The sequence below is a fragment of the Prevotella corporis DSM 18810 = JCM 8529 genome, from assembly GCF_000430525.1.
GTDB classification, from domain to species: Bacteria; Bacteroidota; Bacteroidia; order Bacteroidales; family Bacteroidaceae; genus Prevotella; species Prevotella corporis.
Window position 1 is genome coordinate 196,602 of sequence record NZ_KE387156.1, and the last position, 14,388, is coordinate 210,989.

Consider the following 14,388-nt stretch of genomic DNA (forward strand, 5'->3'; position numbering starts at 1 on the left):
TTGCAGCTGAAGTATCTTATGCTCTTTTTACCTCTACCTTAAGTTAATAGTAATTGTTGTATCTTTATCAAGATTGAATGAACTGCTTTTAAAACTTGGAGGTCCCATAAATACCTCTGCATTATTGCTGAATCCATACTTTTCAGTCGGAATACCAAAGGTACCAGTATCCAATTTTCCATTATTATTGGCATCTTGAAATAAAGAAATAGCATATACTCCCTTTGGTAAACTTAAAAATGCTGGTCTTACAGAAATACTATCTGTCTGAACAGACATTACAGTGAATGCTTTCTTGAGAAATGTCTTCTTCGAGTTATAGACCGCAATCATAATACGCCCCTCATTAGATTCGACATTTTGTACTTTAATCTTTAGTTTTACCTTAGGTAATGCCTGTTCTTTCTGAGCAAAAACATTCCCCAGACTTCCTAGAGATATACAACAAATTACAAGCGAAAGAATTTTTCTCATATTCATATTTTTATTGGATTAATGTTATGTCTATTGTTATTGCTTAGTGTGATAAAACATCCCAAGTATATAAAACACTTTGAGGGACTTGTTATATATTGAAACCTTGAAGAGTCTTCATCAGATAGTTCAACTCCCCAAAAATTGCGCTTTCCCAATACATTGAGCATAGAAAAATGTATCAAAACTTTAGGCGCAGGTAGATATGAGCAGGACAAATCTAGACGTGATCGTGAGGGTACAGAGATGCCTTTGATGGCGCTAATCCCAGAATCCCAATAATAACTAGTTGCTAGTAAAATTCTACATTTGGGAATCCAATATTTTAATGTCGTTTTGATATTATGTTTAGCCGCATAAGCAAGAGGCATTGCTACGTCTTGATCGTTGCTGCGAACTTTACCTAAGGTAAGCGCATAAGAAGTCCAAGCCTCAAAAAGACCAATGCCTTTTTTAATGAAGACATTACCACCATAAACGTATCCACTACCATCCATTTTATATTCCCAAAAAGCGGGGAGTACATTATTTTTAGTATAGGTTGGCAGAGTGGTATACCTCTTATAGAATAGAGAAGCAGAGAACTTGTCTCTATTGGGAATAAAACTATATGTTAGCATACTATTCCATGCGGTGGCACTTCTTAAATGTGAGGAGAATTTTAAAAAATCTGAAGATGGTGCTTGAAGATATTTACCTGTGGCAAGTGCCAAGAGATGATCATTATTTTTCCAACCAAAATAAAATCTCGGGAGAAAATCGGTTTTATGAGATAAAGAGTTATATTCAACTCTAACTCCTACATTACCAGTGAAATATGATTGAATATATTGAATATCCGCATAGCTAGCAAATATATTACTATTATAAGACATTCGGTAGTTTTGACCTAGCGTATATGTTTGACGATACTTTTGGAAGAGATTATCAACCCCCATACGTATATTCCATGAACTCGGTCCACGATACTGTATATCAAGGCGACTATGGGAGGCAAAATCTCGCGTCATAACATTGTCATTATGCTGAATAACATCGGTTCCTTCAAATCTCCAAAGAGACACGTTACTTGCCAATGAAGCTGTCCAATACTTTGGTAGTTTGAGTTTGCTAGTGAGTTGATAAAACAAAAAATCTTCGTTCAGTCCCTGCTCTTTTTTTACTTTATCAATAGTACTAAAAGAATACTTTGCACCAGCCAGAGATGCAAAGCCTTGCATCTTCACTTCCCAAGACTTACCTTGCGTGCTGTATAATAAATCAAGGCTTTGTTGGTTATATCTTCGCTTCCAATCATAAGAGTCTTTAAAGATAAGCCCATATGGAGTCATATCCAAATAGCTACCTTTAACATAGAACTGATTTTTATGACCGCCTAATAATAGAGAAAGAGATGCCCCTGTTGTATTTATCGCCGTAGTCAACTTCTTACTGTCTTTTGGGAGTGTATTTGTTTTGAGATCAATAATCCCTGATAGAGCATGCCCATTTGCAGCATTATAGCCTCCAGAGTGTAGTGTAATATCCTGAAACAATTCAGGACTAAATCTACTTCTTACACTAAGATTATTCATTCCAAGGGTGTTTGGATGCATTACAAGTAGCCCATCTACATAGGTTTGAGTTTCATTAGGATTTCCCCCTGCTACTACTAATCTGCCATCAGTATCATTACCTTGAACTGTTGGAGTTACTTGAAGCCCACCAAGAACATCACCTAAAGCTGCGGGAGTTGTTTGTAAATCTAAGGTACTCAAAGGCATACTCAATGCCGAATAGCGAGAAATTTTTGCCCACTTACGGCCATATATCACAACATTAGAAAGCGTATCCGCTTTAGAGTTTAAAATGGTTGTATCATTTGCTAAGGAGTCCTTCGGGAGAGTAGTTATGACAGCCTGCCCCCTGCCCATAGCTTGAGATGGACTTCCAATTATAAGACTTGCTATTAAGCCCATGAGTCTAACTATTGTAAATTGTAGAAAATGAAACATTTTAAATCAAAAATATTGGGATTTTATTATCCTCTATGCAAAAATATACTTTTTCTATTAATGTTCCAAGAATTTATAATGAAATGTTACGCAGAAAAAGGAACACTCTTTTATTGCACTTCATTTTGGAACTTGCAACAGAGCCTAACAATAAAGGTTAACTCACTCTTTTGAAAAATCTTTTTTGTGTTGGGTTTTGAATTGAAAATACAACTTCGTTAGATAAAATCAAGTTAATTGTACTTACATCGAGCTTATATTTAATAGAGGTGCACTTCTAATAAAAACACATTTTTTGAAATCTTCAGATTGGTAATATTCCCACAAATATACAATATAAACTTCCTTTTTTTTCTATATACTTCCTTCTTTATACCAACCTTTCAATTGGTATCTTTCATTGCTATAACTTTGCTGTTAAACAAAGATTTATTTATCATTTAAATGTGATTTTATGGAATCAAACAACAATGACAACTATGTGCTGGTCTTGGAAGACCGCACGGAAGTAAAGAACGAAAAGGAAACGGGAAAACTCTCCGTAGTATCTGGTATCGACGACAAGGGCAACCTCAAAACCACCGAAGCCACCGCAGCCAACCAAGCGGCATTCCTGAAGTTCAACAGCAAGGAGGGACTCTTGGAGAATTTTATGAAGAATTTCCTCCGTCAGTTCAACGAGCCGACCCGTTTCGGGCTGTACAAGGTCGTGGCAAGCAATGTGGAACAGGGCATGGACAACCTGCGCACCATGCTGCAAAACCGTGAGAAGCCAGAAAGCAAACAGCAACTGACAGAGATTGGAGTATCCTTTGACGATTATCTGCCGAAAAAGAAGAGCGCTACAGTCATTGATGAATCGAAGATTGATTGGAAGCAACTCGACAACCTCGGTCTTACCCGTGAACGACTGGAACAAAGTGGAGAGTTAGAAAAGATGCTTTCTTGGCAGAAGAGTAACCTTGTTACTATTGCCGTACCTATTGGTGATACAACTATCTACACCGAAGCACGTCTTGCTTTCCGCACGGACGATAGTGGCAATATTGGCTTAGCTATCCACCCTTTACGCAAGGAGCCACAGCTCGACTTCCCCTATATGGGCTACAAATTCTCTCCCGAAGAGAAAGAACAACTACTCACTACGGGCAACCTTGGCAAGACAATCGAAGTAACGCCCAAGAACGGCAATCCTTTTTCTGCCTATGTCTCCATCGATCCACAGACCAACGAAATTGTAGCCCTGCGTGCCGACCGTGTGAACATCCCCAAGGAAATCAAGGGTGTTACCCTTTCTGACGCTCAGTATAAAGACCTTGTGGAAGGCAAAGCCGTGAAAGTGGAAGGTATGACTGCCAAGAGCGGCAAGTCTTTTAATGCCACGCTTCAGGTCAATGCCGAAAAGAAAGGCATTGAGTTCATCTTTGCCAACAACCGTGGTTTCAAGGAACATCAGCAGCAGACACAGCAGCAAAGTGTCCCACATAAGCTTTGCGGCTTGGAGTTATCAGAAAAACAGCGTGAAGCCTTGGATAGCGGTCGCACACTCTATTTGAAGAACATGGTCGATAAGGAGGGCAAGTCCTTCAATGCCTACGTCCGTATGGACAAGGAGCAGAACCGCCCACGTTTTTACAAGTGGAATCCTGACAAGAAGCAGGATGCTGGCAAGGAAAAGGTGGTAGCTGTGGCAGAAGAACACAAGACGCAGGTAGCCGTGAACAACCACGGCAAGACCAACGAAGCTACGAAGAACGTGAAAGAGCCATTGAAGACTGGGCAGACACAGCCCACTGCCGCTCAAAAACAGAAACAGGACGAAAACAAACAGAAGAAGTCCCGTGGACGTAAGCTATAACCCTTAATTCTATTATCGACTATGACAACTTGTATTATTGCCGAGAAACCCTCGGTAGCCAGAGATATAGCCCGTATCGTTGGGGCAACGAACAAGCAGGACGGATATTTGGCTTCCACTCCGTCCGCCGATTTTCAATTGGAAGGTAACAGCTATATGGTTACATGGGCAATGGGACATCTCATCGCCCTTGCTATGCCTGAAGCCTACGGCTTTTCTGCCTACAAAGCCGAAGACCTGCCTATCCGTCCCAATCCTTTCCAACTTATTGTCCGCCAAGTGCGCAAGGACAAGGAATATATATCAGATCCTACGGCACTAAAACAACTCAAAGTCATACGTTCCTGCTTTGACAAAGCAGACCGCATCATCGTAGCCACCGATGCAGGACGGGAAGGAGAACTCATATTTCGCTACATCTATCAACATATTGGTTGCAGAAAACCTTTCGACCGTCTTTGGATTTCATCATTGACGGACAAAGCTATCCGTGAAGGACTTTCCAATCTTAAGCCGGGAAGCCATTACGACAATCTCTATTATTCAGCCAAGGCAAGAAGCGAAGCTGACTGGCTTGTGGGTATCAATGCCAGCCGTGCATTGTCCATCGCCCGCAAAGGGGGCTATTCCTTGGGACGGGTACAGACTCCAACCCTTGCTATGGTCTGCCGTCGGTACATAGAAAATCGTGATTTTTCTTCCGTACTTTATTGGAAATTATCCGTTCACACAGAGAAAGAGGGCATATCGCTGAAAGCCGTCGGCTGTAAAGACTATGAGAATGAAGCATTGGCACAGACTGCCCTCGCTGCGCTTCGCAGTCAGAGCCAGCTTACGGTAGAATCGGTCGCAAGAAAGGTAGGACATACGTCGCCACCACTCTTGTACGACCTTACTGCCTTGCAGAAGGAAGCCAACAGACGCCACGGCTTTTCAGCAGACAAGACCCTCTCGATTGCCCAGAGCCTCTATGAGAAGAAAATCACGACCTATCCCCGCAAAAGATTTTAGAAATTTATATCTTTCAGATAATCAATGAAATGACAACAAATAAAGAAGAAAAGGGTTACGACTTGGAAACGAGCGGATTACTTTTCCTTTCTTTATTCTGCAATGCCTCAAAGAACACTTGATTTATTGCCGCAAATATAATGTTTTTTTAAGAAAGACTATTAACTTTAACGAGAAAAGATATGCCTAATAAAAAATAATGAGTGGTTTTCTTGCAAATACAATATATATTTCATACCTTTGAAAAAAATTTAACCTTTTGATTTTGGTGTTACAAATAAGTAGTTAAGTATGAAACATCTTAAATTTTTCATCGCTATACCAATAGCTTTTATTTCTCTGAATCTGTATTCACAAACAATGATAACAGGAAATGTTATTGATGAAGACGGTAAACCTTTTATAAATTATACATTGAAAGTGGTGGGGGCTTCAAAGTTGGACTCGTTGAAATTATACTCACCAAACGGGAATTTTTCTTTTGAGGGAAATGATTGTCCTTATCATTTTACTATCGCATATTTTGGAGAACAGGTTCTTGATACAATTGTTGGGTGTGACGATGTAAAATCTCATCTTACATTCCAAACTAAGCTGGAAAAAAAGTTGGAGGAAATAATCGTACTAGGCAAGAGACCTATCGTAAAAAGCAAACTTATGGAAGATCAAATACAAATAAAGGGTATTACGATTTTTGAAAATAACAATATGGTTGAAATATTGCAAAAAGTTCCTGGATTTATTCAGAATAGCAGTCAGTTAACTTATAAATCTCTTCCTGTGGTATCTGTAAGATTTGGCAGTCAAGGGATAAGCAGACAACTGACAGCAGATATGTTGCAAATGCTTGAGAGTTTGTTTGCTGAAAATGTTTCATCTATAATTTTTAAAAGATTACCGCAAGGTAATAGTTATGAACTTATTGTAAATTCTGTAATTATAAAAGGATTTGAAACTACAACTACCGCAGAATACTCAAGAGGAGAAGGTGATTATGGGACTATCAACACTCGTGGCGTGTTAAATACTGCAAAATTAGCAAATAGCCTTTATTTAAGGACAAATCCATATCGTTCTCCGACTTCTTCTACAAGGCAATATGTTTTTGATAATGGTGTTGTAAAAGACATTGAGGATGCTAAACAGAAAAAAACGAAAGACTTTTATGTTGATTACGCTAATAATTATAACCTTTCAAAAGAAGTAAATGCAGGAGTATTAATAAATTACCTTGTGTCTAACAACAAAGAAGTTCGAACTTCAAATGTGTTTGGTAATGTCTCTGATATGGATGCATCTCAATTTTATCGTTTTTTCACTACCGGAGTCTATTTTGATTTGAAGAAGAACAAGCATAAACTCCATTTAGAGATGGCATTTAACAACAAGAATGACCAATACAAATTGAGAAATACTAACAACACATTACTTCAGAGTATGAAGAGCTATAATATCACGCCTAACGCCTCTGTTGATTATACATACACATTCAGAAACCCTAAATTCAAGATTCGCTCATTCAGTTCTTACTCTTACATGTTTTTAACGGCTGAAGATGTATTTCATAACATCAAATTACAGGACTTTTGGGAACACACATTTAGGCAAGATATGTATTTGAATGGTTCTTTAGGAAAATTTGAGTTTAACGCAGGAATTACTTTTGATTACTCAACCAGTCATAAAACGCATTATTTTTATGTGGATCCTCATATTCTGCTTGGTTATGAAATAAAAGGTCATAAATTTAGTATAAGGTATGATCAAAATACATCAAGACCTCTTTCTGGGCAACTTGCTGGCATAACAAAACAAGAAAATGAAGGAATAGATATTACAGGCAATAGCGACCTTAAACCATATAGAAACAGTCAATTGAATTTATCATACCGAAGAGGGAATTTGGGGATTAATATTGGAGGATGTCGTCGTGCAAACTGGTGGATTCTTCTTCCTGCCTATCAAAACAATAAATTCCTTTATAAATATACAAGTCTTGGTATTTCACATATGTTTACTGCAAGTGTTTATTATTCACAATATTGGAAGTTTTTTTACCTCTCTCCCAATATCAGTTTAGAAACAGGGAATTTCAAGATATCAGAGAATAATTCTCAATATAATAATAAGTATCTTGCTGTTTCTTTACCTTTTGGCTTTAATTATCGTAAGCACAGGGTAAATATTACTTTTTCCTATTTTCCTATTTCACAATTCGAGAATACAAAAGAAGAACCAAGGTCGAATTTATCATTTAGATATACATTCTCAACATTAAATGATGCTTTCAGAATATCGTTATTTGCTAATGATATTTTCAAACAAAATCAGATGCAATCAAGAATATATGCTAATGGATTTAATGAATATAGAAAAAATAATACAGATACGAGAAGAGTTGGCATTCAACTTGTATATCATTTTTCTTCAAGAAATAAAGTAAAGAAATTCAGTTCTATTATACATAATGTAACAAGGAACTGAAAATTGTTTAACTAAATTTTAATGTAATTATGAAAAGTATTTTAGATTTGAAAGACTTCGAGTCTCTTAGTGCTAACGAACAAATTCACCTTGTTGGTGCATTTAGTCCTATTGAAGTGGCGGTATCATCTGATTCTGATGACACATCAGACCATGATGATACTTCGAATCACAATGACACGTCCAACCATCATGATCACAGCGAAAGCTATGATAGCATTTCTCAGCAAGAACTAAATGGTATTTAATGGTTGTTCGTAACCCTTAATTTTATCTGTACACGCTACTATTATGTAGCGTGTACAGATTGTTTTCCTTCCTCTTTTATGGTATTAATATTGACTTATAATTTTTACGAACAAGGAACTGACCCTGTAACAGAATGGTTGGAGTATTTTAAGCATCCTTACGTCAAAGTATGTTTAAAAGATTTTATTAACGAAACTAATACTTTATCAATTGATAGTACGACAAAGGAGGTGCTTTATAATTCTCTAAATCTTACAAAAGAAATTGGCTCTATCTTTTATAGGAGATTTAAGGTGAATTTTGATTTTCGTCTTTCATATAATTTGGGAGAAATAAATAGACGCCTTAATGCTGAAACAAATAGTGAACTAGCACATTTATCAGAATTGTTCTTTTATTTACTGAAAGACAAGAATTGGCTACCAAAGCCATCAGTTTTAGAAGTCAATAAGGAAATTGTTCTTTCTATTGCAAAGTCGTGCGGATTATATACTCCAAGAACTTTGATTTCAACATCGAAAGACGATTTATTAAAATTTTACGCAAAATTTCCTATAATCTATAAGCCATTAAACGGTTTTTCTTATTATACGATTGGAGAACAAACGTATTCTTCCTATGTAACAGAAATCAATCAAAAAGTGTTAACTTCTCTTCCCAATAGATTTTTTCCTAGTTTATTTCAAGAACGGATAAAATCGGAATATGAAATTCGAACATTTTATTTGGATGGTGAATTTTATTCTTCCGCAATTGTCCCCCAAAAGAAGGGTAGGAAGAGAACCGTAGATGTAAAACAAAATTATCAATCTTCTAGATGGGTACCTTATAATTTCCCAGATGAATTCAAGGAAAAAATCCGAAAATTAATGAATACTCTTAACCTTAACACAGGCTCTATAGATGTTTTAAAAGGAATAGATGGAAAATATTATTTTCTCGAAGTGAATCCTGTTGGACAATATTTGTCTCCTTCAATTTCTTGTGGTTATTGTGTTGAAAAAAATATTGCAGAATGGCTGATAAAAAAAGACATAACTTTGAACAATTAATATATAATAAGGATCTTAAAAAAGTTCCATTGGTTTTTAGATTTCTTGAAGTAAAGAAAACAGATGAAATTGGAGAACTTTATATGCATGTTAAATTTAGTTCTTCTATTCAACTTCAAACCAAGAGTTTAAACAATTATTTGGATTCTGTACCAATGTCAAACATATTAATAGAAGATTCCGATTGCAATGAAAGGGTTAAATAGTAAATTCTATAATAAGTATTTCTGTTTATTTGGAGATTGTTACCCAGTCTCTGATTCTAAAAGATGCGCTGTCTATTTACTAAATAGCAACAGAATAGAAATACTACCATTAGATGCATTTGAGCTACTTCATTTATTGAAAAATGATACCATAGGTTCAGTAGCTTCGAATTATCATAATTCGGAGGTTATATATAATTGGGTTGCATATTTTCTAAAAATAGGAATTGGCTTTTTAACATCTGACATCTCAGGTTTTTGTTACCCTAAAATCTTGCCCCAATTTTCACCTTCGCATATAAAACGATTACAGTTGGAGTATTCATCTACTTCAAATTATAATTTATCTGAAGTTGCTAAGGCAATAGAAGAATTACATTGTAAACATGCAGAGATAAGATTTTTGGGAAATGATATTACAAATGAATTTGTTTCATTTTTTTTGAATTTTTTTCGAGTGTCGTGTCTGAGGTCTATTATCCTATATATTGATGGAAAGCATTTTCGTGTTAAAGATGCTACACAAATTACTGAAACTAATAAAAAGGTAAATAAAATAATTATTTGTAATACTCGGGAATTATCTTTTGCGGATGATGTTCTAACAACTCAAGGAACACTTCAATATTTTTCACAGAAGAAATGGCCGATTGATAGATTAATCATTAATCGAGCTATGTTTGCTGAGGCTTTTCATTATAATACCTTTTATAATAATAAAATGGCAATAGACAAAATTGGATTCATCCGAAATGATTTGTATTTACCTGAAACATATGGAAAATTTGACAAATGTATTGATATTTGTCAAATTGTTCATAGTTCTAGTTTTCGCCGTTTTTGGAAAATATCTCCAGATCAAATAGAAGAACTTAAAGACAATGCTCTTAGATATGCAATATATCCTGCAAGAGAAATCATTATGTCTGAGGAAAAGTTTCACATTAAAATTTAATTTATGATGCGGAAAACCAAGTTCGTCAATATCAAGCAACGCGATGCTATGGATTGTGGTCCTTCATGCTTAGCAATAGTGGTCAACTATTATAGACGACAGGTTGATAGGGATGGATTACGGAAGATTTGTTCCTTAGGCAAAGACGGGGTCTCTCTTCTTGGTATCAGCAAAGCCGCTGAAACCATCGGCTTCAAAACTATTGGAGGACGTTTGAGTTTCAATACCCTCGCCCATGAAATTCCTCTACCTTGCGTCGTCCATTGGAATCAGAATCATTTTGTTGTTGTTTATAAGATAAAAAATCACAATAAAGGAAAATATACCATATATGTGGCAGATCCGGGCAAAGGACATGTTACCTATACCAAAGAGGAGTTTTGCGAACATTGGATAAGCACCAAGACCAATGGCGAGGAGAAAGGTATTGCTCTTCTCCTCGAACCAACAGAACAATTCTATGCTCAAAACGATACGGAAGCAGTGCCGACTCAAAGCCGAGTGAAATTTCTCTGGAGCTATCTCAAGAAATACAAGCGTTTCTTTACACAACTCATTCTCGGCTTGTTGCTCGGCTCACTCCTGCAACTTGTCTTTCCATTCCTCACCCAAGCTATTGTAGATACAGGTATCGGGGGAAAGGACATCGGGTTTGTGTGGTTGGTGCTGCTGGCAGAAATGATGCTCCTTTTCAGTCGTACCGCCATCGAGTTTATCCGCTCAAAGATACTCCTGCACATCTCCACACGCATCAACATCTCGCTCATATCGGATTTCTTCATCAAACTGATGAAACTGCCGATGAAGTTTTTCGACACCAAACTGATGGGCGACCTCCTGCAACGCATTGAAGACCATCGACGAGTGGAACAGTTCCTCACATCAAGCAGCCTGAATCTGCTGTTCTCGTTCTTCACCTTCCTTGTCTTTGGTGTCGTCCTTGCTGTCTATAATCTTGGCATTTTCCTTGTCTTCCTCTTGGGGACATCGCTTTATGCAGGTTGGATTATTCTCTTCCTCAAAAAGCGCAGGCAGTTGGACTACAAGTATTTTGAGCAGGCAGGACGCAACCGCAACGTCACCTACCAACTTTTAGGCGGTATGCAGGAAATCAAGCTGCAGGGGTGCGAGCAGCACAAGCGTTGGGAATGGGAGGACGTGCAAGCCGACCTGTTCAAGGTCAATCTGCAATCCCTCAATCTGCAACAAGTACAGCAGGCAGGAAGCATCACCATCAACGAGGTGAAGAACATCCTCATTACCGTTCTTGCCGCCACTGCCGTGATACACGGAAACATGACGCTCGGTATGATGCTGGCGGTGCAGTACATCATCGGACAGCTCAACAGTCCTGTGGAACAACTCATCCAGTTTATCTACTCATGGCAGGACGTAAGCATCAGCCTTGACCGCATGAACGAAATACATACCGAAACCAACGAAGAAAATGCTGATAGGACACAAAATGCCTATACGGACGAAACAGCCGAGGGACATTCCCTCACGATAAAAGACCTATCCTTTAAATACGACATCTACAGTCCGAAAGATATTCTCTCCGACATCAATCTCTACATACCCAACGGCAAAGTAACCGCAATCGTGGGAGCGAGCGGAAGTGGAAAGACCACGCTTGTAAAACTCCTTCTGGGATTTTATGAACCCCTGAATGGAAGCATTCGGATAGGCAATGCCAATCTGAGCGAATACAATCTCGGTTGGTGGCGGAGCCAATGCGGAGCGGTGATGCAGGAGGGCTATCTCTTCTCCGATACCATTGCGAGAAACATTGCCATTTCGGACGACGAACCCGATATCGAGCGTATCCGCCATGCTGCCCGTGTGGCAAACATAGCCGACTATATAGAAGCCCTGCCATTGGCTTACAACACGATGATAGGACAGGACGGGCAGGGCATCAGTCAGGGACAACGGCAACGCATCCTTATTGCAAGGGTAGTCTATAAGAACCCGATGTTCGTATTTTTGGACGAAGCCACCAACGCCCTCGATGCCAACAACGAGCGAGCCATTACCGAAAACCTCTCGGATTTCTACAAAGGAAAAACGGTTATCGTGGTGGCACATCGCCTTTCCACTGTCCGCAATGCCGACCAGATAGTAGTGCTTGACGAAGGCAAAATCGCAGAAGTGGGTACACACGAAGAACTGACCGCCAAACGTGGCAAATACTTTGCCTTAGTGAAGAATCAATTAGAATTGGGCAACTGATATGGACAAACAAGCAAAGAAACAGGAACGGAGTTTTGAGCTTCGCAGCGAGAAAGTACGCAGCATCGTGGGACAGATACCCTCCTCGCTTGTCCGATACGGCATCACCGCCATTGGGGCTGTGTTGCTTTGTCTGTTAGCCATAGCCTATTTCCTGCCCTATAAGCAGGTGTATTCAGGAACGGCTACCATACACAGAGTAACAACCGCAACACCGGCGGACAGTACGGATATAACCATCTTATTGAAGTTCGAGAATAAGCGTCCTGAAGATACGAAGGGACAAATGATTTATCTACAATCTCCCTACAGAACATTTGCAGGACAGATACAAGACCTTTCTTCCGTCCGTGACACATTGGAGCGTCAGAAAGCCCTATGCCGTTTCAAGTCAGCCGACATAAAAACTGTGGAAAACCAAACGGTGGATTTCCAGATAACTCGAACATCGGGCAATCTGCTACAAAAAATGCTTGGGGACATATAATTCCATCGCACATTCCTTATCTCTCTCGATAGTCAATGGTTAAACTCACTGCTTTTTCTTGCAAGGCAGTGAGTTCTTTTGTCAAACCGATAAGCTCCCGCAACAATGCCTGTATGCTTTTCTCTGCCGTATAAAGGCGCATCAGTCGCACCACCTGATTGTAGTTCACTCCAATCTTATGTACTTGGGCTGTGAGTTCAGAGAGCTTGCGGTGGTACTCCACGGCGGACTTGTCCACCGTTATCACCTTGAAATGCTCACCCAAAAGCCTTGCACGCACAAACTCTGACTTGGATTTTGAACCAGACCTGTGATAGAGCTCTATCACCCGAAGTTGCTCTTTCGGGTCGGGCAGGCGGACGTGCCAATCGTCCCACTTGTCGGGCATATCACCATACTTTTTCGCTACCCTTTTCCTTGATTTATCGCTTGCCATATTCTCTTGTTTTTGTTCTTCTAATCACGACTTTGGAGTGATTTAATCCCCTTTCGGGGCAAGGGTCTTTGTGGTACAAACGGCAGTTAGTGTCACAAAAACACACCTTGCCAGTATAAAGAAATATTACTGTCCGCTAAACCTATTTTTATCCCCATATTTACGGAAATCGCTGCTTGACAAGCCCCCCTTTGGACTATTTCAACGGCTGTCCGCTAAAAATTGGGCTCTGTATTTGATATTGGAGCTATGAAGCATGCCCCTATTTGCGTTTTTTAGCCTTTTCCTGCGATTTTAACCCTGAAATAGGCTCTCTACATGTCCAAGACGTCGGCTGTCCGACAAAACAGACATTTCTAAACACTGCTATTATTTTTAGCGGACACCAATAATAAAGAAAGAGATAGTTTGTTATGTTCCATAAAGCAACCTTTCTGGGGTGCTTTTGATAGACGAGAGTTCAAAGTTCAAAAAGTAAGTCAAGAGATAAGTTTTGACTAATTTCTTGACTTACTGACTTTATGAGCTGACATATTTTTGACTAAAGTTAATTTTGACTTAGGTCGAAACTATTTTTTTGACCAAAGTCATAACTGACCATTTTACTTAAGTCGCGACTGATTTCTTAACTTAACTCATAACTTACCTGTTTGCGGTATTGGATTATAATACTTTTCAAGCATTGTTTGTATGTCGCTCTGTTTGTAAAGTATCTTCCCTCCGATTTTGTAGAATGGAAGTATTCTTGCATTTTTATACTCTTGGAGCGTGCGTGTGCTGAGCCGTAAGTGGCTGCACACTTCCTCGCTCGAAAGGTAAACCTCGCCATCTAACATCGGACGAGCTGTGGCACAATACCGCTCCAACTTCTTCAAAGTACCTTCCATCAGTTGTGAAAATAACTGCATCTGAGGGTCTTCCTGCGTAATGATTTCATTCTCTGCCATAAT

At 38.8% G+C, this 14,388-nt stretch carries 12 protein-coding genes and 1 pseudogene; 9 read left to right on the plus strand and 4 right to left on the minus strand.

The genetic code is table 11. The features are described 5' to 3' along the window. Positions 1-33 precede the first annotated feature (33 nt). Together H515_RS0111335 and H515_RS0111340 are read right to left on the minus strand one after the other, a co-directional pair. Entirely contained in the window at positions 34-474 is a 441-nt protein-coding gene (locus tag H515_RS0111335) for a DUF2141 domain-containing protein (protein ID WP_025877529.1), read from the minus strand. 2 nt (positions 475-476) lie between these two features. Further along, positions 477-2,432, minus strand: a complete 1,956-nt coding sequence (locus tag H515_RS0111340) for a TonB-dependent receptor plug domain-containing protein (protein ID WP_025877531.1) — start codon at positions 2,430-2,432, stop codon at positions 477-479. A 490-nt stretch (positions 2,433-2,922) separates the two neighbouring features. Here H515_RS0111340 and H515_RS0111345 point away from each other — a divergent pair, with 490 nt between their 5' ends. The 9 genes and pseudogenes from H515_RS0111345 (at position 2,923) to H515_RS0111385 (ending at position 13,002) form a co-directional block, all read left to right on the plus strand. Next, positions 2,923-4,326: a DUF3945 domain-containing protein gene (locus tag H515_RS0111345; protein WP_025877534.1), complete on the plus strand. Its 1,404-nt coding sequence runs from the start codon at positions 2,923-2,925 to the stop codon at positions 4,324-4,326. A 21-nt stretch (positions 4,327-4,347) separates the two neighbouring features. Continuing rightward, a pseudogene (locus tag H515_RS13545) lies at positions 4,348-5,325 on the plus strand (DNA topoisomerase); the annotation flags it as partial. A gap of 372 nt (positions 5,326-5,697) precedes the next feature. Further along, positions 5,698-7,821: an outer membrane beta-barrel protein gene (locus tag H515_RS0111355; protein ID WP_230583444.1), complete on the plus strand. Its 2,124-nt coding sequence runs from the start codon at positions 5,698-5,700 to the stop codon at positions 7,819-7,821. A 29-nt stretch (positions 7,822-7,850) separates the two neighbouring features. After that, positions 7,851-8,069: a hypothetical protein gene (locus H515_RS0111360; protein WP_025877538.1), complete on the plus strand. Its 219-nt coding sequence runs from the start codon at positions 7,851-7,853 to the stop codon at positions 8,067-8,069. Between the two features lie 78 nt (positions 8,070-8,147). Beyond that, positions 8,148-9,122: a grasp-with-spasm system ATP-grasp peptide maturase gene (gene gwsG / locus H515_RS0111365; RefSeq protein ID WP_025877539.1), complete on the plus strand. Its 975-nt coding sequence runs from the start codon at positions 8,148-8,150 to the stop codon at positions 9,120-9,122. Further along, the gene (locus H515_RS0111370; RefSeq protein ID WP_004362754.1) at positions 9,086-9,328 is read left to right on the plus strand and encodes a hypothetical protein; all 243 of its coding nucleotides are present in this window, start codon (positions 9,086-9,088) and stop codon (positions 9,326-9,328) included. Before gwsG ends, H515_RS0111370 begins: the two co-directional genes overlap by 37 nt. Further along, complete coding sequence (locus tag H515_RS0111375; protein WP_025877542.1) at positions 9,312-10,283, plus strand: hypothetical protein; 972 nt, start codon at positions 9,312-9,314, stop codon at positions 10,281-10,283. The genes H515_RS0111370 and H515_RS0111375 overlap by 17 nt, the downstream gene beginning before the upstream one ends. Before the next feature lie 6 nt (positions 10,284-10,289). Beyond that, positions 10,290-12,515: a peptidase domain-containing ABC transporter gene (locus H515_RS0111380; protein WP_025877544.1), complete on the plus strand. Its 2,226-nt coding sequence runs from the start codon at positions 10,290-10,292 to the stop codon at positions 12,513-12,515. 1 nt (position 12,516) lies between these two features. Beyond that, positions 12,517-13,002 (plus strand): hypothetical protein, encoded by a 486-nt coding sequence (locus tag H515_RS0111385; protein ID WP_028901967.1) that lies wholly within the window; start codon positions 12,517-12,519, stop codon positions 13,000-13,002. A 16-nt stretch (positions 13,003-13,018) separates the two neighbouring features. Here H515_RS0111385 and H515_RS0111390 read toward each other — a convergent pair whose 3' ends face one another. Both H515_RS0111390 and H515_RS0111395 read right to left on the minus strand, forming a co-directional pair. Then, positions 13,019-13,438 (minus strand): plasmid mobilization protein, encoded by a 420-nt coding sequence (locus H515_RS0111390; protein ID WP_028901968.1) that lies wholly within the window; start codon positions 13,436-13,438, stop codon positions 13,019-13,021. Between the two features lie 635 nt (positions 13,439-14,073). Beyond that, positions 14,074-14,385, minus strand: a complete 312-nt coding sequence (locus H515_RS0111395) for a helix-turn-helix domain-containing protein (protein WP_021670260.1) — start codon at positions 14,383-14,385, stop codon at positions 14,074-14,076. Positions 14,386-14,388 lie beyond the last annotated feature (3 nt).